The following is a 20,351-nucleotide window of genomic DNA, read 5'->3' on the forward strand; positions in this document are numbered from 1 at the left end:
CCTTTTTATTTGGGTAATTTTAATTTTTCTTAGTATTGAACATCTACTTGATCAATAGCAAATCCCCACTTCTGAACTGAACGATCAGACTTGAAAATAAGCTTAAGCGTATCACCTTCAGCGAAGAAAGAAGTATAGTTCTCACCTGAACCTGTAATCTTCTCAACTAGTACACCTCTGGCATCTCTAACTTCGATAAAGTCATAACGATTCTCAAGATCAAATTTACGAACTCTAACTCTCATAAATTTTGCACCTTCAACAGTGTAAGTCGTCTCAAGAGTTTGGTTCTCTAAGTATGGGTGCTCTGACTCAAAAGAAGAAACATTTACTGTTTCCCAATCTTCTGGGTTCGGCTCATTTCTTTCAGGAACTGTATCAGTTAAAAGGTTGTAAGCATTGATACGACCAGCGTTGATTGTCTTACCTCTTAGAGCTGCTACAGGATCAGAAGTAACCATTACCTTATTTCTAATTTGTAGTGGAGTAAGTCCTTTGTTTTCAGAAAGGAAAAGACCAATTACACCAGAAACATGTGGCGTTGCCATTGAAGTTCCAGAGTAAGAAGCATAACGTCCACCCTTAACAGTTGAAAGAATTTCGTGTCCTGGAGCACCAATATGTACCGTTGAACGTCCGTAACAAGAGAAGCTTGCTAGTTCATCTGCAGCAGTTGTTGCTGCAACAGAAATTACGTTATCAACATTGTAGTTTGATGGGTAGTGTGGCTTAGAATCATTGTCTGTTGAAGAGTTACCAGCAGCTGCAGTGAATACGATCCCTGCTTCATTAGCTCTTTCAATTGCTTCTTTAAGAGCTTCTGAGCGGCCACCGCCTCCCCAAGAGTTTGACATAATATCAACACCAATTTTCGTTGCATAATCAATCGACTTAATTGCAGCTTCAGTTGACCCTGAACCACTATCAGTTAGGAATTTAATCCCTACGAATTGAACATCTCTCATTACACCAGCAACACCAATTGCGTTATGTGAAGCACCGATTGTCCCTGCACAGTGAGTTCCGTGAGAGTGACCGTCCATTGGATCACCATCATTATTTGCGAAGTCATATCCGTGGATATCATCGATATATCCGTTTCCGTCATCATCAATTCCGTTACCTGGAATTTCACCTTCGTTTGTCCACATTTGATCTCTTAGATCTGGGTGGTTGTAATCAATACCTGTATCGATAACTGCAATCTTAATTGCACGATCACCTTGAGTAATTTCCCATGCTCTTAGTGCATCAACGTCTGCACCTTCAACACCAGAAACACCTCTTGGAGCATTTGAACCAGTATTTTGTAGTCCCCATAGTTGCCCAAATTTTTCATCAGCTGGCGTGTAGTAAACACCTTCATCTGAAGAAGTGTTATAACTTAAGATTTCTTCTAATACATTTGTGTGTACGATTGGCTTAACGATTTCATAGATAAAGTTTGGCTCTGCATACTCTACCTCTGCTCTTTCGTTCATTTGCTTTGCAATTGCATCAATTGATACAAGAGACTCATTAAACTTAACAACATATAAGTCACCAGACGTTAGTTCGATACGACGGTCAAGTGAACTTCCATGTAATGATTGTCCAAAGAAACTTTCAACAGATACATCTTTCTTTAACTTTACGATTAGTTCACCTGGAACGTAATCAGCAGCTAGTGGAGAAAGGGCCATTGCTGAAACAACAGCGGGTGCTAAAAATGCTTTTAATCTCATTAGATCCTCCTAATCTTTTTGTCTCCCTTCCATGGGAGACCCTATGCTAAGACTTTTGAATAATTGTCTATCAACTAGTTTAGCACTCTTTCAGAGGCAAAAATTTCAAAAGATACAAAATATTGAAAATGTGAGAAAATGTTAGTTAATGATACACGGTAAAAGTAGCGACCCAGTCCTAATAAAAAGAATCAAAGTTAACGTTTGGACACTTCGAGATGAAGTGGAAGCAGCGGTAAAACTAAGATACAAAAACGGCGAAAAGCCTAATATTGACGACCTCATCGAGATTTACAAGGATAAGGGCGAACTACCTATCAACGATAGCATTGAAGATGAAGAGGCAGCTCTTGATCCACAAGCTTTGGCCGATGCTGCCATGGCCGGAGACAATGTTACGCCTATCAAAGAAACAAAAATCATCAAGCAATTTATTCCTGATTTACCTCCTGCGAAGGTTTACGTAGGAAATATTCTCCTATCTGAACTCTACATGGATGGTATGTATTTCTTCTGTGAGAAGCAATTTACTCAAGGTCAATCAATTGTTGTTGATATTCAAATTCCAAATCGAATTATTCTAAATGGTGTCGTGATCTTCTCACGTACCTACAATATGAAAAGTCGTATTATCTCACAAACGAGCATGCCTTTCCGAACAGGTATCAAGTTTACATTCCTTAAAGAAGGTGAACGTACCCTACTTAGGAATTTTATCAAATCTATTGAGCCAGAAGTTAGAGAAGAACCGACTGCTCCAGCTGCGGCCAAAGAAAATAGCTCAAATGGTGATGATGACTTCGATCTCTTTGACGATCTCGAATAAGAATTCTAGAATTTCTTATGCAAAATATTAAACGTAATTACTTTTCAGCTAGCCTTGTCTCAATACTCTTTATTACTCTCCTATTTGGAGCAGTTATCAGTGAGTTTTTTCAAGCACCAGTTATTACATCTAAAGAACTTTCTAACCTCCAATTTCTTTTCACAAGTGATCAGGTTGATAAAGTTGATAATATTTCCCTTCAATCAAACCTTGGACGCTTTAGCCTCGCTAAAAATAAGAACCAATGGATTATTACAAAGCCTAGAAGAATTAATGCCAATGAGGCAATCATTAATAAACTCTTAGACTCACTAAAGAATGTGAAAATTAAAAAGATCTTTCCAAAGGATCCGATTAACCTTTCTAACTTCTCTCTTGATAACCCAACTTCGATTGTTACACTAAAGGGTGAAGATGGATCAGATGAAACAATCTCATTTGGTTTGATCAATCCTATTGATAACTCGACTTATGTTGTAAGTGATAAGGACAATGCTATCTATCACGTCAACGCAGTAAAGTTCTCTCTTGAAAAAATTGACCTTCCCTCTCTAATTGACTCACGAGTCTTTAGTTATGCACCAAGTGATATTAGAGGTGTTACAGTTATTAACTCAGGAAAGCTTCGTTTTGAATTTAGCCGTAATGATAAGGATATTTGGGTTTCAGGAAATAAGGCCCTTGATGATGAGGCGGTACAAGAGTTCTTAGTTAAGCTAACAAGCTTTAAGTCAAACTCTATTCTTGATAAGAGAACAGAGAAGATGGATAAGGCAATTGAGCGCTATCTGGCCAAGCCATACTTTAAAGTCATCGTTAAGATCAAAACAGGTGAAGAAATTGAGTATGACCTCTCTTGGGTTTTAACGAGCTTACCTGATCTTAATATTGAGAAAAAAGAGAATTTTATTATTCGAGCATCAAATAGAGAGCACCCTTTCTTAGTAAGCAAAGAGTACTTAAATGTTTTATACAAAAGGCTAAGATCTTTTAGACCAAGCCCTTTGAATAAAATTATTTATTAAGCGATTAAATTATTAAGGATATCAGAAGCCGCGCCTTCAACTTCATCAATGACGTGTTGAATGGCCTTACCGATACGGTGATGTTTGATTGGAAACTTCGCAAAAGGAATGAACATATAGTATGTCTCACCTTTGCAAGTCTCAAGAGCATTTAAGTCCTTAAAGATATTTTCATCAAAGTCAATTTTTACAGATTTTGCTTTTGTGCAATTTCCAATGACCTCATCAAACTCTTCGAATTTTTTCCCTGTAGCGCTGAGGAGTCCCCCAACCTCAGCACTAAGAGATATTTGGTCGGACTGCGATAGACTTAAGAAGTTCTTATGACCTTCAATTGATACAAGGATTCCCTTGCGACTCAATTGAACAATCTGTCCATCAACAGGTTTTAAAATAGAATTCCAAAATGAGAATTTAGCTTTTAAATTTGTATTCATTCTAAAGTCACGATGACTTAGAGAAAGATTATTAAGCAGGCGATCATAGACAAATAATTTGTAGATATCATAATCAACCCATCTCATTGAATGAAGATGCATGAATGGCCCGGCCTTATGCTTTAGAGAAATAAGCGTTTGCTTATTCACATCAAACCATAGGTGCTTAAGCCTAGGATCAATATAGAAGTTATACAGATCAAAGAGAGTTGTCTCCATCTCCCCTTTCTTATTAACAAGCCAAACTGGAATTTCCTTGAAGGTTTCAAGTTCTTCCTTTACTTCCTCAATACTCATTGAAGAATCACCATTTAAGTGTCGCTCTTTCATTGCACAAATTAGCTTTGACCAATTCGACCAATGTAGACTGTATGAACTGTCATCAAATAGTTGAATTGATTCAAATAACTTCGGGTCAGCAATATAATCTTCTAGATTCTTTAGCGCACTCATGGCCTTCTCACTTGTCAAAATTAGCTCAACATTTGTTCTATTCATTCAATATAGCAACATAGTTAATTAATTCGAGACTTATTCAAATTAGCCTTTAATTTCTATTAATTTCGAGTGCTTAACTTATAAACTAGGGCTTTCTCCAATAATTTATAAAATTGCGAAATATTGCCTATTATTCTTGGTATTTAATGATTTTAGCAACTTAAGCTATAATATGAACATATGAAAGCAGAGGATATCTTCCGTAAATCACATTTGGCCTTAAACTTGACCCCTTTTACTATTAGGGAGCTTTTTAACATTCCAACAACACCATGTGATGTTTATATCTTCGAAGATGGAATGTTTAAGCACAACCTCTACCGTGGCACTTATGTTTCAAATGACACACTTAAAGAGATGATTGAAAAAGGTCATACGATTGTCTTTGCAACAACAGAGCAAAGGCAAGAGCTTAAGGAATTACAACAAGATTGTCTTAGACAAGTGACTCGCTCATTTTCCATGGGTGATACTTACCAAAATTGTAAGAATCAATTGAATCTGATTACCATCAATCTTCGTTATCTTTTTGAAGATCCAACAGATGATAATGCACTTAATTTGCAGTATCAAAGTTTAAAAGTTCTGGCATCTTTCTTGATAAAGAACCCAAAAATGCATGAGGCCCTTTATCGCTACTTTGCGGCACAAGGACATCACTATATTTTTGCTCAGCCCCTACTTTCATCTATTTTTCTCGTAGGGATTTTAAAAACGTCTCAGCTTTATAATGATAAGGATATTGAGAACTTTTTTATCACAAGTTACTTTAAAGATATTGGGATGTCGGCCATACCAATTGATAAGTACGATAAAGAGAATCTTTCAGAAATGGATAAGGTGCTACTTGCAAAACACCCTATTATTTCAGCGCGAATTCTTCAAGGGCGCATTCAATTAAGCCCTGCTCATATGAAGGTTATTGAAAACCATCACACGTTCAGTATTTTAGATAAGTATGATTCAGATAACCAATACTTAAAAAATTTAACTGTCACAGGCTTTGAAACAATCATGGTAAATATTTGTGATATTGTTGCGGCCATGATCTCTCCACGCCCTTACCGAGAGGCCCTAACAATCTTTGATGCCTTAGAGAAAGTCCGTTCACATATTAGTAAGGACTACCCTCACGAGTTTAAAATTATCATTAATTATTTTCGTAATTTCTTTACAACTTCAGTCAAGTAAAAAAAACTTTTCATAACGTTTTAAATATTTCACAATTATAAGTAACCAAGGACTGAGGTTAATATATTTTTTATTACATATATTTAAATTCAACATTTGCCAGATTCTAGGGAGGGAACATGGCCAACGAAGTAAGCCCGGTAACGGGAATTATTGCAGAAGAAAACGTCTTTATCGATTTTGGTGAACACGAAGGTAAATCAATTTTAGAAATTCAGGACACTCTACCTGAGTATTACGACTTTCTCATTAATAAAAGAGAAGAAGGAATCTGTACGATCCGTCGTAACCAAGACAAGTCCTTCAGACTTTACGTATCAAATACATTACAATAATCACGCAGGGCGACATTGTCGCCCATTTTTTTAACAAAATCTTAATAAACACCATATTTACCATGTGCTAAATTCAATAAAACACTGAATTTAGGAGACACACATGATTAAGAGAATAATTGCACTTTGCCTTCTACTGGCAAGTTCAAGCACATTCGCTTTAAAGATTAATGCCGCTGGAGCATCTTTTCCATACGCAATTTATTCAAAATGGTTTTCAGAGTATTCAAAGCTTCACCCTGAAGTTCAATTCAACTATCAACCAATTGGATCAGGTGGAGGTATTCGCCAACTTCTAAAAGAAACTGTTGATTTTGGAGCTTCAGATGCTCCAATGAAAGCAAAAGATAAGAAGAAAGCTAAATGGCCAGTTCTTCACGTACCGATGGTGCTAGGAGCAGTTGCTATTGCTTATAATCATCCTCAAGTTCCAGATCAGCTAAAGCTTGATGGGCCAGCACTTGCAGATATCTACCTAGGTAAGATTACAAAGTGGAATGCAGCTCAAATTGCAGCTCTTAACCCAGGTGTAAAACTTCCTTCAGATGATATTCTCGTTGTTCGCCGTGCAGATGGTTCTGGAACAACAAAGAATTTTGCAGACTACCTTGTGGAAGTAAGCACTGAATGGAAGCAAAGAGTTGGAACAGGAAAGTCACTTCGTTGGCCAACTGGTGTTGGGGCCAAAGGAAACGATGGTGTAACTTCAATAGTAAGTAACACTAAGGGATCAATCACTTATATGGATCTTGCTCACGCAAGAAAGAATAATATTAAGACAGTTGCTCTTAAGAATAAGTCTGGTGTATTCATCAATCCAACTGTTGAGGCCGTATCAGCATCAGCTAAAGAGTTTAAAACTGATGGAAAAGAGTTAACAGGTTCACTTATCAATAGTAGTGCCAAAGACTCATACCCTATCAGTGCCCTTACTTATATTCTTCTACCAATGGTGGAAAAAGATCAGAAACAAGTTGAGATTTACAAATTTGTCGAATGGGCAATCAGTAAAGGTCAAAGTTATGCTAAAGAACTTTACTACGCTCCACTACCAACTGAACTTTCCAAAAAGGTATTAGAAAGGGTAAAATCTCTTTAATGAACCTACTTAAAAAAATAGGGCCAGCTTCTCCTTCAAAACAGGATAAGTTGGCCTATATAACACTTCGATTCTTTTCTCTTATTGTCATTGTCCTACTAATACTTATGATTGGTCAGCTATTCTACGCCAGTCGTGAGGCATTTAGTGAATTTGGTTTTAAATTCATCACTGATGATTTTTGGAACCCAATTGATGATGAATTTGGTGCGCTACCATTTATCTTCGGTACAGTTGTCACTTCTCTACTAGCTCTTCTCATTGCAGGTCCAGTTAGTATTTCAGTGGCACTCTTTATTACAGAATATCTTCCAAAAGGTATTTCGAGTATTTTAGGAACTTTCGTTGAACTTATCGCTGCCGTTCCTAGTATTATTTTTGGGCTCTGGGGCCTTTACTACCTCGCTCCATTTGTAAAAGAAATGCTTACTCCGGCGCTTAAAGCAACACTTGGTTTCCTCCCATTCTTTCAAGGGCCAAGCTTTGGAATCGGTATTCTTACGGCCTCAATTATTTTGGCCATCATGATTATCCCAACAATTACTTCTGTTGCTCGAGAAGTATTTCGATCAGTTAATATTCTCCACAAGGAAGCGGCCCTAGGTCTTGGTGCAACAAAATTTGAAATGATCAAGATTGCAGTCTTAAGGCCAAGCTTTTCGGGAATTGTTGGTGCCCTCGTTCTAGGACTTGGACGTGCTCTTGGAGAAACAATGGCCGTTGCTATGGTTATTGGGAATACACCACAAATTTCAAAATCAATCTTTGCCCCGGCCTCAACAATGGCCTCAGTTATGGCCAATGAATATGCAGAAGCAGAAAGTGATCTTCACCTTTCGGCCCTATGCTTAGTGGGTTTACTTCTTTTTGTTGTCACATTTGTCGTTAACTTAGTTGCACGTACAATTGTATGGAAGCAAACAAAGGGAGCATCAAAATGAAACTTCAAAAAAGTCGTATCATTAAGAACCTAGCCTTTAAAGGTCTACTTGTTCTCTCAGCATTACTCGTCATTCTTCCTTTAATTCTTGTCTTCATCTTCCTTCTACAAAAGGGATCGACTTCAATTAGCTTAGATTTCTTTTTAAATGACCCTAAACCAGTTGGTGAAGTTGGTGGCGGAATGAGACATGCCATTTTAGGAACTCTTATTATGGTTTCAATTGGCTCACTCATTGCTGTCCCGGTAGGAACACTATGCGGTGTCTACTTAAGCGAATATGGAAAGGGTAAAATTGCAACTTCACTAAGATTTACAATTGACCTACTAACAGGAGTACCTTCTATTGTTGTTGGTATTTTCTCTTACCTAATCTTTGTTGTAAGCTTCAAGTCATTCTCAGCACTGGCCGGAGCATTTGCTCTAAGTATAATCATTCTACCAATCGTAACGAGAACGACTGAAGAAATCTTAAAGCTAATTCCGAGACACGTAAGAGAAGCAGGTCTTGCCCTTGGACTTCCAAGATGGCGAGTGATCTACAATATCATTCTTAAGGGTTCAAGAAACTCTCTTATGACAGGAGTTATACTAGCAATCTCTCGTGCGGCAGGAGAAACAGCTCCCCTACTTTTTACAGCATTTGGAAGCATGTACATGAGCTACAATGTAACGGGCCCAATGGCCTCCCTTCCGGTACAAATTTATAACTATGCAATTAGTCCGTATAAAGAATGGCAACAACAAGCTTGGGCCGGATCTTTTACACTTATCATTATTGTTCTAGGACTAAATTTAAGTGCAAAGTTTTTATTCAATTCAAAGAAACTTAAGAAATTCTTTGTGAGGAAATCATAATGTCTAATAGCGATATCATTTTAGAAGTTAAAAATATTCAAGCATGGTTTGGTGACTTTCACGCCGTGAAAGGAATTGACCTTAAGTATCATAAGAATACCGTGAATGCGATTATTGGGCCTTCAGGATGTGGTAAATCAACATATATTCGAACTCTCAATCGTATCCATGAAGAAGTACAAGGGGCACGAGTTTCAGGAGAAGTTCTACTTGAAGGAAATGATATTTACGCGCCTTCAGCAGACCCTGTTGAAATTCGCAGAAAAATTGGAATGGTATTTCAAAAGCCAAATCCATTTGCGGCCATGAGTATCTATGACAATGTCGTCATTGGCCCAAGACTTTGGGGTAAGAAGAAAAAGAGTGAACTCGATGAGATCGCCTACAATTGTCTCTCAAAGGCTGCTCTTTGGAATGAAGTTAAGGATAAGCTACACCAAGAAGGAACTTCTCTATCAGGTGGTCAGCAACAAAGACTTTGTATTGCAAGAACACTAGCGACAAATCCTCCAATTGTTCTTATGGATGAGCCTACTTCAGCACTAGATCCAATTGCCACAGGAAAGATTGAAGACCTAATGAGTGAGCTTAAAAAAGACTACACGGTAATTGTGGTAACTCACAATATGCAACAAGCTGCTAGAATTGCAGACTATACAAGCTTCTTCATTCTAGGAGAGCTAATTGAGCATGGATTAAGTAGTGATGTCTTCACTAACCCAAAAGAAAAGAAAACAGAAGATTATATCACTGGCCGTTTTGGCTAAGGAGCATTCAATGGAATTAACTGTTGAAACACTAAGAAAAGATATTACAGAAATGGCAGCAGTTGTGGAAAAAATTCTCCACGTTGCAGTTGATGAAAAATCGAAAATGGAAAATCTTTATGAGCTTGAGAATGAAATCAATGAATTTCACAAGCTTGTGGATGACCATGTCTTTAAATTTATTGCTCTAAAGTCTCCTACTGCAATTGATCTTAGAACGGCCCTTGCCATCATGAAGATTAATTCTGAGTTAGAAAGACTTGGTGATGAGGCCGTTAACTTAAAGCGCTACCTAATGCGAATTTCAAACCAAGAAAAACACTGTAGCATCATTCAAGCTGAAGTCTTTGAAATGGTTAGAAAGAGTTTAATTGCCTTTGCTTCAAATAATATTCAAATGGCAACAGATGTTATCAAGGCCGACCACGAAGTTAACTCTCTCCACAGAGATCTTGTTAAGAAGTTCTACCAACTTCTAAAAGATGGAAAAGCAGAAGTTGATGAAGGCTTTGCAGTTATTCGCGTTTCAAAAATCTTTGAGAGATGCGGAGATCACGCAACAAATATTTGTGAAGATATTATCTTCCTAGAGTCAGGAAAAGATGTAAGGCACACAGAGGAACAGTAAGGCAAGTAATGAAAGCACTTATCGTAGAAGACGAACAATCTATTGCAAAATTAATTGGGGTTAACCTCAAGGCCATCGGAATTGATTACGATATGGCAAACACCGGAAACGATGCAATCTCGGCCATTGAGAATAATCAGTACGATCTCTTTGTTCTGGACCGAATGCTACCGGATCTAAGTGGTGTTCAAATTTGCCAATATATTCGAAATACTAAGAAGCTTAAGAGCGTTGGTATCCTATTTGTTACAGCATTAACTTCAAGCGAGTCAATTATTGAAGGACTCGATGCGGGAGCTGACGACTATATTACAAAGCCATTTGATATCGGTATTCTAAAGGCAAGAGTTAGTAGTCTTAAAAGACGAGTTGAAGGCCATCGCGATAGTTCACCTATCAATAATAAGAACACTTACAATCATATGGGTATCAAAGTTGACGTCGACGGAGTGAAGACAATTATTGATGATAAGGAAATTAAACTGACAGTTTCAGAGTTCAAAATTCTTTGTGTCTTAATATCTTCTCCAGGAAAGGTTTTTACGCGTAAGCAAATTGTTGATCTGATTAAAGGTGAAAATATCTACGTTACTGACCGAACAGTTGACACACATGTATTTGCCTTGAGAAAGAAACTTGGGAGCAAATCAAAAGTTGTCGAAACAGTTCGTGGAATTGGATATCGAGTAAAGAGTGAAGCATAACTTTTTCAATTTTCTAAAAATAAAGTTCTTGAATGATATCATTTTTTATCAAACGATAATCTTTTGTTTATCCCTACTCTTTTTAGGGACATTCTTTATCATTAATTTTAAAGATAATTTTATCCACTCAATTGTCGATCAAGAATTAAACTCGCTTCGCCAAGATGGTATTGCTCAGATATGTGACAAGCAAACAAAGCGCACACAATTCTATATTTTAAATGCAAATCGCACAATCAGGTGTGCTGCTCCAGGCTTTAAGATTGAAGACTTCAAAAATATTGTAATCGGTGGATATGACAGTGATGATAAGTATGTCTATCACCATCGTGTTCTTCACTCAAAAGGTAAAAGCTATACATTATTTTTAAGAGTTGAATCAGACGCGCTGAAATTAATTTCAACAGAAGTATTTTCAAAGCTCTTTATGGCAATGGGAATCCTTGGGATTATCTTTATTGCTGGCCAATTCTTCCTCTTTCGTCACTACTTCACACCTCTCTATGACCTCTTTCATATCTTTAGAATGAAAGGAGTTATCGATACGACGGATAGCCGTGATTATTGGGACTATATTGAGTCCAAGTCGATAAAGAGCTTTAATAAAAGAAGAAGGTTACAAAGAGACCTATTTAATACGAAACAGTACTATTCCGTTATTATCAATTCAATTGATGACCCTGTTGTGGTTACTGATTGTAAAGGCAAGATCATCTTCTGTAACAATGCCTTTAGAAAGTCATTTGCATCTTTTAATGGACGCTACCGTGGAGCTGAGCTCATTAGTATTATTAGAGACTATGACTTTATCAACCTAATTAAAAAGCATGGCTATCAAGCTAATCTAATTCACAACACACAGATGGCCCTGACAAAAGTAAGTGGTAAGACAAACTCTTTCCAACTTAAGATCAGTGATATTGAATCTAAAAATAAGAATAAAGAAATCCTATTCTACTTTAGTGATATTACAAAACTTCAAGATGTAAATAATATGCGAAGAGACTTCTTTGAGAATGTCTCTCATGAAATTAAAACACCTCTAACTTCAATTAAGGGCTACACTCAAACTCTAAAGTCCATCAATACTGATGATGACCAGCAAGAGATCATGGATATTGTCATTCAAAATGTTGATCGTCTTGATGAGCTTATCAATGGTATCCTCTCTCTTTCAAAAATTGAGAATGAAGGAAAAATTGAAGTGGAAGAAATTAATCTTCCATCATTTATTAACGCTCTTATTAATGATCAACAACTTAAGATCAATGCCAAGGATATGAGTGTCAACTACTCTCAAACTGGCCCAGAAACGATTGTGGCCAACGGAAAGCTACTCTATCACTGTATTTCAAACTTAGTTTCAAATGCCATCAAATACTCAAAGGATAGCACTCTCATTACAATTGAAAGTGGTCAAAGGGATAATCATCAATATATTGCTATTACCGATGAAGGTGTTGGAATCCCAAATGATAAGATCGCCAGAATCTTTGAAAGATTTTACAGAGTCGATCAATCACGAAGTATTAACACGGGTGGAACAGGTCTAGGTCTTGCAATTGCAAAGCACTCGGCACAAAAAATGAAAGCTTCTATTGAAGTTGAGAGTATGGTTGATAAGGGAACTACTTTTACGGTTCTCTTCCCAATTAAGTCTTAATCTATTTCAAACTTAATTGGTGCATCCATTAACTTCTTTAGCACTTCTTCGACATTGGCGTCATTGTAAAGAACATCGTAGAGTCCAGTAAAGATTCTTGCGCGGATATCATACTTTTGGGCCAATAAGAAAGCGGCCTTTGTCGTCTTATAACCTTCAACAACAGTACGTTGCGAGTTGATTATATCAAGAGGCTTTCTTCCCTTTGCAATTTCAAGTCCAAAAGTTTTATTACGTGAAAGGCCACCAGTTGTCGTTAGAATGAGATCCCCCATTCCACTTAGGCCATAGAAAGTTTCAGGACGAGCGTTAAAAACTTTACCGAAACGTAGCATTTCAACAATCCCACGAGTAATCATGGCCGCACGAGTATTGTGGTTATAGCCTAGGCCTTCAACAATCCCACCGGCAATGGCCAAAACGTTTTTAAGAGCACCACCTAAGAGCACGCCTTTAATATCATAATTAGGAAGCGCCTTAAAATAAGGTGTTTCAAGCTTGGCCGCAACATCCATTAAGACGCTTTTAGAGCGTCCTGCAATTGTGACAAGAGTGATCTGTTTTTCCATAATTTCTTTTGCGAAACTAGGGCCAGATAAGAATGTGATATTATCACGATATTGTGGGAAGAAATCATTTAACAGATCATCACTTAACTCAAGTGTATCTGGATCAATCCCCTTAGAAAGACTAATTAATGGAATTCCTTTTCCAAGGTAACTATTAAAGCGAACAAGGTTCTCACTAAAGAAAGTTCTAATTCCATGAGTCGGAAGACCTGAAACAATAAGTTCTAAACTCTCTTCTTCTTCAGCTTCCAGCTCACTCCAGTCTAGAATGGCCTTAATATTAGCATCTAGCTTAATTCCAGGAAGATAGACAGAGTTGATACGATCGTCATTTATATCCTTGTAGATATCCTCAGAACGTACCTTAAGAATTACGTTTTCAAACTTATGTGCCAGAATTGATGCAATAGAAGTACCAAATGCTCCGGCACCAACAACTAGTGCAGTCTTATATTCGAATTTTTCTTTTGTCATAGTGCAAGTATACCATGAAGACGTCCGACTCGTTCATAAATCGTTAACACTTCATCTGAACTATTGCATGTAACATTGAATGTGAAAGAAATATACTTACCTGTTTTAGATGGTTTTTCATGGTGTGGTTTTTCACCTACGGCCATAATTAACTCATCACGATTTGAATCATTTCCAATAAATTTAAAATTATAGACTGCTGGCCACTCGTATTGATCGTCTAATAGGGCCTTAAGTTTTGCTAAATCCATTTTTTATCAACTCCTACTTTGGCCATGAATGTTTGAAATCAATCGGCTTTCCATCAAAGTCTAAGACTTCTGGAACAATGCCGTGTACATAGCGGAAGATATCGATAACTTCTCTAACCGCACCATGGCCACCTTCTCTTTGAGTGACATAGTCACAATAAACTTGAATCTCATGAGACGCATGAGGAGTTGTCGCTGCAAAGCCTGCGGCCTTTAATAGCGGAACATCAAAGAACTCATCTCCCATAAAAAGAACTTCTTCTGGTTTAAAGCCAAGATCGAGAACTTTATTGAAGGCCACTCTCTTATCCTCATCACCAAGGAAGGCGAAATCAAGTTTTAGGTTATTCACAAAGCGCTCTTGAACACCTTTTGAAGCACCTCCAGAAATGACTCCTACTTTAAATCCTGCTCTCATAAGCAGTTTTAATGCGTAACCATCTGAAGTATGCGATGAGCGGTTAAATCCCATCTCATCATCTTGGTACCATACATGTCCAGGAGTTAGTACTCCATCGATATCAAAAGCAAGAACTTTGATATCTTTTAATTTCTCTTTGTACTTTTGTGCTTTTGTAAATAAATCCATTAATTATTCCGTAATTGCGTTTTTAATTCTTAATAGTCTTTGGATAATCGCTCCTGCCTGATCAAGCGGTAAGCTTGTTGCCGCATCAGACTTCGCTTCAGCTGGGTTAGGGTGAACTTCCATAAAGATCCCATCAGCACCTGCAGCGACTGCAGCTTGAGCAAGTGTTAAAATCTGCTCACGTTTCCCACCAGTTGATGTTCCAAGCCCACCAGGTCTTTGAACACAGTGAGTAGCGTCGTGAATTGCACGAACTCCAAATGACTTCATAATTTGAAAACTTGCCATATCAACAACAAGATTATTGTAACCAAATGAAGTCCCTCTTTCAGTTAGAAGGATTTTATCTTTTGTAATAAATTCTTCGGCCTTCTTTACAATATTTCCAGTCTCTTCAGGAGAAAGAAATTGTCCCTTTTTAATCTTAAGTTGAGCATCGTGTTTCTTACAGGCCTCGGCACCAGCTAGAATCATATCTGTTTGACGACATAGAAATGCTGGGATCTGGATTGTATCAACAACACTTGCTACTGTATCTGCTTGTTCAGCAGTGTGAAAGTCAGTGATAAGTTGAACTCCATATTGTTTCTTAACCTTTTCAAGAATCTGTAGACCTTTTTCAAGTCCAGGGCCTCTGAAAGAATCAATCGAAGAACGGTTGGCCTTATCGAAACTTCCTTTATAAGAAAAGTTGATTTGATCCTTAACAGGCTCAAGCATTTCTAAAAGACGTCCGCAAACGTCCATACACATTTGTTCAGACTCGATTACACAAGTCCCCATGAATAGATCAAATTTTTTATTTTCCATATTTATCTGCCTCTTTAATAAATTCGCTAAATACTGGGTGGGCCGCATATGGCCTCGATTTAAACTCTGGGTGGTACTGGCATGCAAAGAAGAAAGGATGATCCTTAATCTCAATCGTTTCAACAAGATCAAGCTCAGGGTTCTTCCCACTGATAACTAGCCCACATTCTTTTAATTGCTCAACGTAAAGGTTATTAACCTCTAAACGGTGACGGTGTCTTTCATGAATAAGTTTTTCACCGTACATTTCAATAGCACGGCTGCCATCAAGAAGTTCACACTCATAACTACCAAGGCGCATACTTCCACCCTTAGCTCCGTCACGAGTTTGTCCTTCCATGTAGTGAATTAAGAGATCACCACCATTATTAAATTCTTCCGACGTTGCGTCTTTTAATCCACAAATATTTCTCGCATATTCAACAATTGCCAATTGCATACCAAGACAGATTCCAAAGAATGGAAGCTTGTTTTCACGAGCGTATTGAATGGCAGAAATTTTTCCTTCTGTACCACGCTCTCCAAAACCACCTGGAACAAGAACACCTTGAACATCTTTTAATAGTTTTGCAGCGCCCTCTTTTTCAATATCTTCTGAGTCAACGTAGACAGGAACAAGCTTAAGCTGGTGAGCAAGAGCTCCGTGCTTAAGGGCCTCATCCAGTGACTTGTACGATTCGACAAGCTCTGTATATTTTCCAACAATCCCGATCTTTACTTCTCTTAAAGGGTGATCGAAGTTGTAGGCAACCTTTTCAAGGTCATCAATCTTTGGCGATGAAGACCAGATTCCTAAAATCTTTGTAATCTTCTCGTCTAAACCCTGTGAGTGAAAGTTTAGAGGAACCTTATAAATTGAATCCAAATCTAGTGATTGGAATACATTGTCTTTTGGTACGTTACAGAAAAGAGAGATCTTATCCATAATCGACTGATCAATCTCACGATCACTTCGACAAATAATAATATGTGGGAAGAGACCTTGTGAGCGAAGCTCTTTCACTGAGTGTTGAGCTGGCTTTGACTTTAACTCTCCAGCAGCTGAAAGATAAGGAATTAAAACAAGATGAACAAATAGAACATTCTCTTGCCCTACATCGTGAGCAAATTGTCTGATCGATTCAACATATGGAAGTGATTCAATATCACCAATTGTTCCACCAATTTCACCAATAAGAATATCTGCATCTTCTGCTGCAATATGAATACGACGTTTGATTTCATCAGTAATATGAGGAACAACTTGAACTGTTTTTCCTAAATACTTCCCTTCTCTTTCGCGTTCAATTACCTCGAGATAAACTTGACCAGTTGTGAAGTTTGATTGCTTAGAAAGTGTTAGTGAAGTGAATCTTTCGTAGTGGCCTAGATCAAGGTCTGTTTCTGCACCATCATCTGTCACAAAAACTTCCCCATGTTGAGTCGGACTCATTGTTCCTGGATCAACATTGATATAAGGATCCATCTTTAACATATTGATACGAATTCCTCGTCTCTCAAGTAAAGATGCAATCGATGCAGCAGCTAGTCCCTTACCAAGAGAACTTGCAACACCACCAGTAATAAAAATATACTTCTTTTGGCTATTTGCCATTTATCACTCCCTCCACGAATGGAATATCTTCTGGAGTATCAACTCCACATAATGTCATATCTGTAATTGCTGCACCAATAGTGTAGCCGTTATCTAATAGTCTTAGTTGCTCAAGGCATTCAATCTTTTCATTAGTCGACTCACCTAGTGAGCAAAAGCTTTTTAATACTTCAGGCCTAAATGAATAAATACCAATATGGAGATACCAATTAAGTCCTGGTGTATTTTGTCGATTGAATGGATGCGGGCTTCTTGTAAAGTAATGACAAATATTCTTTTCTTTTGAAAAGACGGCCTTTACCTTATTTGGGTTTAAGTAATCCTCATGATCATTATCAATCGACATCTCCTTAATCACCGTGGCCACATCAAAGCCTTGAGAGCTGTGAATTCTAAGAAGTTCACTCAGTAAGTCTGCTTGAATTAGAGGCTCATCACCTTGCACATTGATAACGAAATCAAATTCTTCTTCTTTGAAGAAACGATCATAGGCCAAGAAAATTCTTTCACTTCCCGAAGGCACATCATCATCGATACGAACCACATTGCGGCCCGAGTCTTTTAACATATTTTCAATTTCATCATTATCCGTTACGACACAAACTTTTGAACCAGGAAAATTTTCTACAATACCAGCACATCCATCATAAACATGAGAGACCATTGCCTTGCCGGCGATATTTGCTAGAGGTTTTCCGGGGAAACGAGTCGAGGCGAATCTTGATGGTATTAATACCAAAGCTTTTAAGTTCATTATTTACCTTTTTGACAGTAAATAATAACAAATACCTGTGCTACTTGCAAAGTGTGATATCATAAATCTATGAAATACTTCGCCTTAACACTCAGTGCCATTGTTTTTATTTATACGGCCTTAATTGAGCATAGACTTAATGCGCAAACGATTTCAGATTCCATCATTACCGACCCAAGTATTTCCCGCCGATGTGACTCTTTGATGAACCAACGACAAGAAAAAGTTGAACACCGTCAAAGACTTCTCTTCTTACTTGATCGAAATAAAAATCTCTTAAAATCGACTCCAGATAATAAGAAATCTATTGCCTCAAAACTGCGCGATAATCAATACCGCGTCATTCAAGAATTAAAGATTACAAATCTCAAAGTTATCAAACTCGAAGAACAGATTGTTCGTCGTGGTTGCCCAGGACTCACTCTCTAACGAGCAAGAGTTGCCATCTCATATCACGCAAGTCATAATTTTAGCAGACGCACAAAATTAGCAATTAGCTAAACGAGAGGGACTTCATTTATGACTAAAACAATAGGCTTTGTTTGCGCCTACCTATTTCTATCAACCTTTTCCTATGCATTAGAACAATCTCCAGAGATCTTCATTCAAGAGGCCAGCGAAGATAAAGTTGACGAGAGTGCTTATCGCCCCCTTGATATCGGAACTGTCATCGAGCAAGGAATGCGAAGCTATCAAGATAATATCATTCGTCGCAAGAATATTGAGATCCTTAAAAATCGACTTGAAGATACAAAAGAAGAATTCTGGACACCAAATCCTAAGATTAACTTTCAGTTAAATCCTCAACGAATTGGTACCCTTAAAAGTGGTAATAACGATCTAACTCGCACGGCCCGCACTGCAAGTGGAAGCGTCGGACTAGAGCTTGGGGAATACACTCTATTTAACTGGGGTAAGGATTACTTAAATTATAAGAATGAAAAGGAATCTCTTGAGCGCCAAATTGATCGCGATAAGGAAACACTTCGTGAATTTAAGCAAGAGCTTGTTCGCGAATATGTGAAGCTTATTCATGCAAAGGATTTAAAGATCATTGCTCGCCAATATCTACAAAGAGCGACACTTGTGTATCGTATGAATCGTGAAAAAGTTCTTCAAAAGAAAGTTACAAAGCACGAGTACTACCAGTCACGTGCCGAATACCTAAGAGCACAAGAAGCTTATACAAATGCAAAGACTAATGAAAATATTGCATCTGAAGACATGGCAAAGCGCTTAAATGATCCCCCGGGAACACTCTACTTCATTAAGGATGATTATCAGTATGAGAAATCAACTTATAGTAGAGACAATGCCATTGCGACAGCAAGAAAAGTCTCACCTTTTATTCTTGATAAGAAGGTCGAGAGAAATATCAAAAATCGTGAATACGAAATTGCGGTAAGAGACAATCTTCCTCTACCAAAGATCACTGTTAACTTTGGAACGTACTCTCAAATTTTTGATGGTAGCTCTGTAACAAATGACTACTACACAACGTCAGTGGGCAATTCTAATATTGACCTTGTGGCAAGCCTAAACGCCAGCTGGACTCTATTTGGCGATGGCGGGCTCTTTAATCGCAGAAAGCTTGCAAATGCAAGACTTGAAAAAGAGAAGGCCATGTATGACCTAAGCCTGACAAGAAGAAAAGTTGAAGAAGCTATTGTTAATATTTTCAACTTTTTAAACTCTTCAGTTGAGCAACTTAATATTATCAAGTCTCGTAATGATTCATTAAAAAAGAGAATGGAGACGGCCCTGTATCAATATACAAATCGCAAGACGCGCTACTTAGAATATCAGCTGGCCATGCAAGACTACTTTGACTCACTTACTAGAGAGTCTATGATAAAATTTCAATACCTAGCTAAAAGAGTTGAACTTGCTCAAATTGTCGGTATCGAAAATCTCCCGGACCAAGCTTTTGATAAGGCGATTATTAAAGGAGGAGGACGTTAATGAAAAAATTAAGTTTAATCTCTACTCTACTTTTAACTTTAAACTCTTCAGTATTTGCACAAGACTTAACAAGTTTCGAAGATATCAACGTCGTGGATGAAGACTATGGCTACGAGACTTCTCGCTACAATATTAAGGATGATAATTTCTCTCTAGAATTTAATTATGGTGGAATTACAAACCTAAGCGAATTTGCTTCGACAAATACAATTAGTGGAACACTTACTTTCTACAGCGATAGGTACTCTCTAAGTCTATACGGTGCCCTAAATACTCTTGATGTTGCAAGCGTAACTCAATTTGACAACCTCGATGCAAGTCTAAGTGTTTATACAGGAGGCCTAGGACTTAGTAGGCGCTCAATTTTAATTAATGACTTCATTAATATTAAGTCTATTTACGATGAAATTCATGCCCATATTACTTATAATATGACAGACTCTGAAGCCTTTGGAACTGAACTATCTGGACTTGGGTTTAATGCTGGCTATGGTTTAATTTATCGAGCTAGTAGTGGCCTTCATTTTTCAGCAAGGCTTATCTATAACCTGATGGCCTTAAAGAGTTCTGATGACACAATTACAGCAGAGGCATCGGCAAGTTGGGTAAGTGCTCAACTTGGAGTAGGTTTTATTTTTTAAAAGAATTGGATA

General features: G+C 37.7%; 22 protein-coding genes. 14 read left to right on the forward strand and 8 right to left on the reverse strand.

The window, feature by feature from the left end; all coding sequences use genetic code 11:
* Positions 1-29 precede the first annotated feature (29 nt).
* The gene (locus ABMA78_RS01885; RefSeq protein WP_392856491.1) at positions 30-1,724 is read right to left on the reverse strand and encodes a S8 family serine peptidase; all 1,695 of its coding nucleotides are present in this window, start codon (positions 1,722-1,724) and stop codon (positions 30-32) included.
* A 148-nt stretch (positions 1,725-1,872) separates the two neighbouring features.
* Between ABMA78_RS01885 and ABMA78_RS01890 the strand changes: the two genes are divergently transcribed.
* Both ABMA78_RS01890 and ABMA78_RS01895 read left to right on the forward strand, forming a co-directional pair.
* Complete coding sequence (locus tag ABMA78_RS01890; protein WP_392856492.1) at positions 1,873-2,550, forward strand: hypothetical protein; 678 nt, start codon at positions 1,873-1,875, stop codon at positions 2,548-2,550.
* A 17-nt stretch (positions 2,551-2,567) separates the two neighbouring features.
* Positions 2,568-3,575, forward strand: a complete 1,008-nt coding sequence (locus ABMA78_RS01895; RefSeq protein WP_392856494.1) for a DUF4340 domain-containing protein — start codon at positions 2,568-2,570, stop codon at positions 3,573-3,575.
* Here ABMA78_RS01895 and ABMA78_RS01900 read toward each other — a convergent pair.
* Entirely contained in the window at positions 3,572-4,510 is a 939-nt protein-coding gene (locus tag ABMA78_RS01900; RefSeq protein WP_392856496.1) for a hypothetical protein, read from the reverse strand. The genes ABMA78_RS01895 and ABMA78_RS01900 overlap by 4 nt on opposite strands.
* Positions 4,511-4,690: 180 nt before the next feature.
* Here ABMA78_RS01900 and ABMA78_RS01905 point away from each other — a divergent pair, with 180 nt between their 5' ends.
* The 9 genes from ABMA78_RS01905 to ABMA78_RS01945 all read left to right on the forward strand — a co-directional run bounded on the left by ABMA78_RS01905 (position 4,691) and on the right by ABMA78_RS01945 (position 12,695).
* On the forward strand, positions 4,691-5,701 hold the full coding sequence (locus tag ABMA78_RS01905) for an HD-GYP domain-containing protein (RefSeq protein ID WP_392856497.1): 1,011 nt from the start codon (positions 4,691-4,693) through the stop codon (positions 5,699-5,701).
* 119 nt (positions 5,702-5,820) lie between these two features.
* The gene (locus ABMA78_RS01910) at positions 5,821-6,036 is read left to right on the forward strand and encodes a hypothetical protein (protein WP_021266044.1); all 216 of its coding nucleotides are present in this window, start codon (positions 5,821-5,823) and stop codon (positions 6,034-6,036) included.
* Between the two features lie 103 nt (positions 6,037-6,139).
* Positions 6,140-7,135 (forward strand): phosphate ABC transporter substrate-binding protein PstS, encoded by a 996-nt coding sequence (pstS, locus tag ABMA78_RS01915; protein ID WP_392856500.1) that lies wholly within the window; start codon positions 6,140-6,142, stop codon positions 7,133-7,135.
* On the forward strand, positions 7,135-8,076 hold the full coding sequence (pstC, locus tag ABMA78_RS01920; protein WP_392856502.1) for a phosphate ABC transporter permease subunit PstC: 942 nt from the start codon (positions 7,135-7,137) through the stop codon (positions 8,074-8,076). Before pstS ends, pstC begins: the two co-directional genes overlap by 1 nt.
* Complete coding sequence (pstA, locus tag ABMA78_RS01925; RefSeq protein WP_392856503.1) at positions 8,073-8,933, forward strand: phosphate ABC transporter permease PstA; 861 nt, start codon at positions 8,073-8,075, stop codon at positions 8,931-8,933. The genes pstC and pstA overlap by 4 nt, the downstream gene beginning before the upstream one ends.
* Positions 8,933-9,700, forward strand: a complete 768-nt coding sequence (pstB, locus tag ABMA78_RS01930; RefSeq protein WP_392856505.1) for a phosphate ABC transporter ATP-binding protein PstB — start codon at positions 8,933-8,935, stop codon at positions 9,698-9,700. Before pstA ends, pstB begins: the two co-directional genes overlap by 1 nt.
* 10 nt (positions 9,701-9,710) lie before the next feature.
* Positions 9,711-10,328 (forward strand): phosphate signaling complex protein PhoU, encoded by a 618-nt coding sequence (gene phoU, locus ABMA78_RS01935; RefSeq protein ID WP_392856506.1) that lies wholly within the window; start codon positions 9,711-9,713, stop codon positions 10,326-10,328.
* An 8-nt stretch (positions 10,329-10,336) separates the two neighbouring features.
* Positions 10,337-11,032, forward strand: coding sequence for a response regulator transcription factor (locus ABMA78_RS01940; protein WP_392856509.1), 696 nt, complete (start codon positions 10,337-10,339; stop codon positions 11,030-11,032).
* A 28-nt stretch (positions 11,033-11,060) separates the two neighbouring features.
* Positions 11,061-12,695: an ATP-binding protein gene (locus tag ABMA78_RS01945; protein ID WP_392856511.1), complete on the forward strand. Its 1,635-nt coding sequence runs from the start codon at positions 11,061-11,063 to the stop codon at positions 12,693-12,695.
* Here ABMA78_RS01945 and ABMA78_RS01950 read toward each other — a convergent pair.
* Genes ABMA78_RS01950 through ABMA78_RS01975 form a run of 6 tightly spaced genes read right to left on the reverse strand, consistent with a single transcriptional unit; the run spans position 12,692 to position 17,736 of the window.
* A complete protein-coding gene (locus tag ABMA78_RS01950; protein WP_392856512.1) occupies positions 12,692-13,738 on the reverse strand; it encodes an NAD(P)H-dependent glycerol-3-phosphate dehydrogenase in 1,047 nt (348 codons plus the stop codon). The two genes, ABMA78_RS01945 and ABMA78_RS01950, sit on opposite strands and share 4 nt — an antisense overlap.
* Positions 13,735-13,989: a DUF493 family protein gene (locus ABMA78_RS01955; protein WP_392856514.1), complete on the reverse strand. Its 255-nt coding sequence runs from the start codon at positions 13,987-13,989 to the stop codon at positions 13,735-13,737. The genes ABMA78_RS01950 and ABMA78_RS01955 overlap by 4 nt, the downstream gene beginning before the upstream one ends.
* A 13-nt stretch (positions 13,990-14,002) precedes the next feature.
* On the reverse strand, positions 14,003-14,578 hold the full coding sequence (locus ABMA78_RS01960; RefSeq protein WP_392856516.1) for a KdsC family phosphatase: 576 nt from the start codon (positions 14,576-14,578) through the stop codon (positions 14,003-14,005).
* 3 nt (positions 14,579-14,581) lie between these two features.
* On the reverse strand, positions 14,582-15,388 hold the full coding sequence (gene kdsA, locus ABMA78_RS01965) for a 3-deoxy-8-phosphooctulonate synthase (RefSeq protein WP_392856518.1): 807 nt from the start codon (positions 15,386-15,388) through the stop codon (positions 14,582-14,584).
* The gene (locus tag ABMA78_RS01970) at positions 15,378-16,982 is read right to left on the reverse strand and encodes a CTP synthase (RefSeq protein ID WP_392856520.1); all 1,605 of its coding nucleotides are present in this window, start codon (positions 16,980-16,982) and stop codon (positions 15,378-15,380) included. Before ABMA78_RS01970 ends, kdsA begins: the two co-directional genes overlap by 11 nt.
* Positions 16,972-17,736 carry a 3-deoxy-manno-octulosonate cytidylyltransferase gene (locus tag ABMA78_RS01975; RefSeq protein ID WP_392856522.1) on the reverse strand — a complete coding sequence of 255 codons (765 nt, stop codon included), beginning with the start codon at positions 17,734-17,736 and terminating at the stop codon, positions 16,972-16,974. Before ABMA78_RS01975 ends, ABMA78_RS01970 begins: the two co-directional genes overlap by 11 nt.
* 69 nt (positions 17,737-17,805) lie before the next feature.
* Here ABMA78_RS01975 and ABMA78_RS01980 point away from each other — a divergent pair, with 69 nt between their 5' ends.
* The 3 genes from ABMA78_RS01980 (at position 17,806) to ABMA78_RS01990 (ending at position 20,339) form a co-directional block, all read left to right on the forward strand.
* On the forward strand, positions 17,806-18,165 hold the full coding sequence (locus tag ABMA78_RS01980; RefSeq protein ID WP_392856523.1) for a hypothetical protein: 360 nt from the start codon (positions 17,806-17,808) through the stop codon (positions 18,163-18,165).
* Between the two features lie 90 nt (positions 18,166-18,255).
* Positions 18,256-19,698 carry a TolC family protein gene (locus ABMA78_RS01985; RefSeq protein ID WP_392856525.1) on the forward strand — a complete coding sequence of 481 codons (1,443 nt, stop codon included), beginning with the start codon at positions 18,256-18,258 and terminating at the stop codon, positions 19,696-19,698.
* Positions 19,698-20,339 (forward strand): hypothetical protein, encoded by a 642-nt coding sequence (locus ABMA78_RS01990; RefSeq protein ID WP_392856527.1) that lies wholly within the window; start codon positions 19,698-19,700, stop codon positions 20,337-20,339. Before ABMA78_RS01985 ends, ABMA78_RS01990 begins: the two co-directional genes overlap by 1 nt.
* Positions 20,340-20,351 lie beyond the last annotated feature (12 nt).

The sequence above is a fragment of the Halobacteriovorax sp. RZ-2 genome (genome assembly GCF_043196685.1).
Classification (GTDB): Bacteria; Bdellovibrionota; Bacteriovoracia; order Bacteriovoracales; family Bacteriovoracaceae; genus Halobacteriovorax_A.

Excerpts from the sequence above, each read along its gene's own strand:
- ABMA78_RS01885 (WP_392856491.1), bottom strand. The coding sequence starts at position 1,724 with ATGAGATTAAAAGCATTTTTAGCACCCGCTGTTGTTTCAGCAATGGCC.
- ABMA78_RS01890 (WP_392856492.1), top strand. The coding sequence starts at position 1,873 with ATGATACACGGTAAAAGTAGCGACCCAGTCCTAATAAAAAGAATCAAA.
- ABMA78_RS01895 (WP_392856494.1), top strand. The coding sequence starts at position 2,568 with ATGCAAAATATTAAACGTAATTACTTTTCAGCTAGCCTTGTCTCAATA.
- ABMA78_RS01900 (WP_392856496.1), bottom strand. The coding sequence starts at position 4,510 with ATGAATAGAACAAATGTTGAGCTAATTTTGACAAGTGAGAAGGCCATG.
- ABMA78_RS01905 (WP_392856497.1), top strand. The coding sequence starts at position 4,691 with ATGAAAGCAGAGGATATCTTCCGTAAATCACATTTGGCCTTAAACTTG.
- ABMA78_RS01910 (WP_021266044.1), top strand. The coding sequence starts at position 5,821 with ATGGCCAACGAAGTAAGCCCGGTAACGGGAATTATTGCAGAAGAAAAC.
- pstS (WP_392856500.1), top strand. The coding sequence starts at position 6,140 with ATGATTAAGAGAATAATTGCACTTTGCCTTCTACTGGCAAGTTCAAGC.
- pstC (WP_392856502.1), top strand. The coding sequence starts at position 7,135 with ATGAACCTACTTAAAAAAATAGGGCCAGCTTCTCCTTCAAAACAGGAT.
- pstA (WP_392856503.1), top strand. The coding sequence starts at position 8,073 with ATGAAACTTCAAAAAAGTCGTATCATTAAGAACCTAGCCTTTAAAGGT.
- pstB (WP_392856505.1), top strand. The coding sequence starts at position 8,933 with ATGTCTAATAGCGATATCATTTTAGAAGTTAAAAATATTCAAGCATGG.
- phoU (WP_392856506.1), top strand. The coding sequence starts at position 9,711 with ATGGAATTAACTGTTGAAACACTAAGAAAAGATATTACAGAAATGGCA.
- ABMA78_RS01940 (WP_392856509.1), top strand. The coding sequence starts at position 10,337 with ATGAAAGCACTTATCGTAGAAGACGAACAATCTATTGCAAAATTAATT.
- ABMA78_RS01950 (WP_392856512.1), bottom strand. The coding sequence starts at position 13,738 with ATGACAAAAGAAAAATTCGAATATAAGACTGCACTAGTTGTTGGTGCC.
- ABMA78_RS01955 (WP_392856514.1), bottom strand. The coding sequence starts at position 13,989 with ATGGATTTAGCAAAACTTAAGGCCCTATTAGACGATCAATACGAGTGG.
- ABMA78_RS01960 (WP_392856516.1), bottom strand. The coding sequence starts at position 14,578 with ATGGATTTATTTACAAAAGCACAAAAGTACAAAGAGAAATTAAAAGAT.
- kdsA (WP_392856518.1), bottom strand. The coding sequence starts at position 15,388 with ATGGAAAATAAAAAATTTGATCTATTCATGGGGACTTGTGTAATCGAG.
- ABMA78_RS01970 (WP_392856520.1), bottom strand. The coding sequence starts at position 16,982 with ATGGCAAATAGCCAAAAGAAGTATATTTTTATTACTGGTGGTGTTGCA.
- ABMA78_RS01975 (WP_392856522.1), bottom strand. The coding sequence starts at position 17,736 with ATGAACTTAAAAGCTTTGGTATTAATACCATCAAGATTCGCCTCGACT.
- ABMA78_RS01980 (WP_392856523.1), top strand. The coding sequence starts at position 17,806 with ATGAAATACTTCGCCTTAACACTCAGTGCCATTGTTTTTATTTATACG.
- ABMA78_RS01985 (WP_392856525.1), top strand. The coding sequence starts at position 18,256 with ATGACTAAAACAATAGGCTTTGTTTGCGCCTACCTATTTCTATCAACC.
- ABMA78_RS01990 (WP_392856527.1), top strand. The coding sequence starts at position 19,698 with ATGAAAAAATTAAGTTTAATCTCTACTCTACTTTTAACTTTAAACTCT.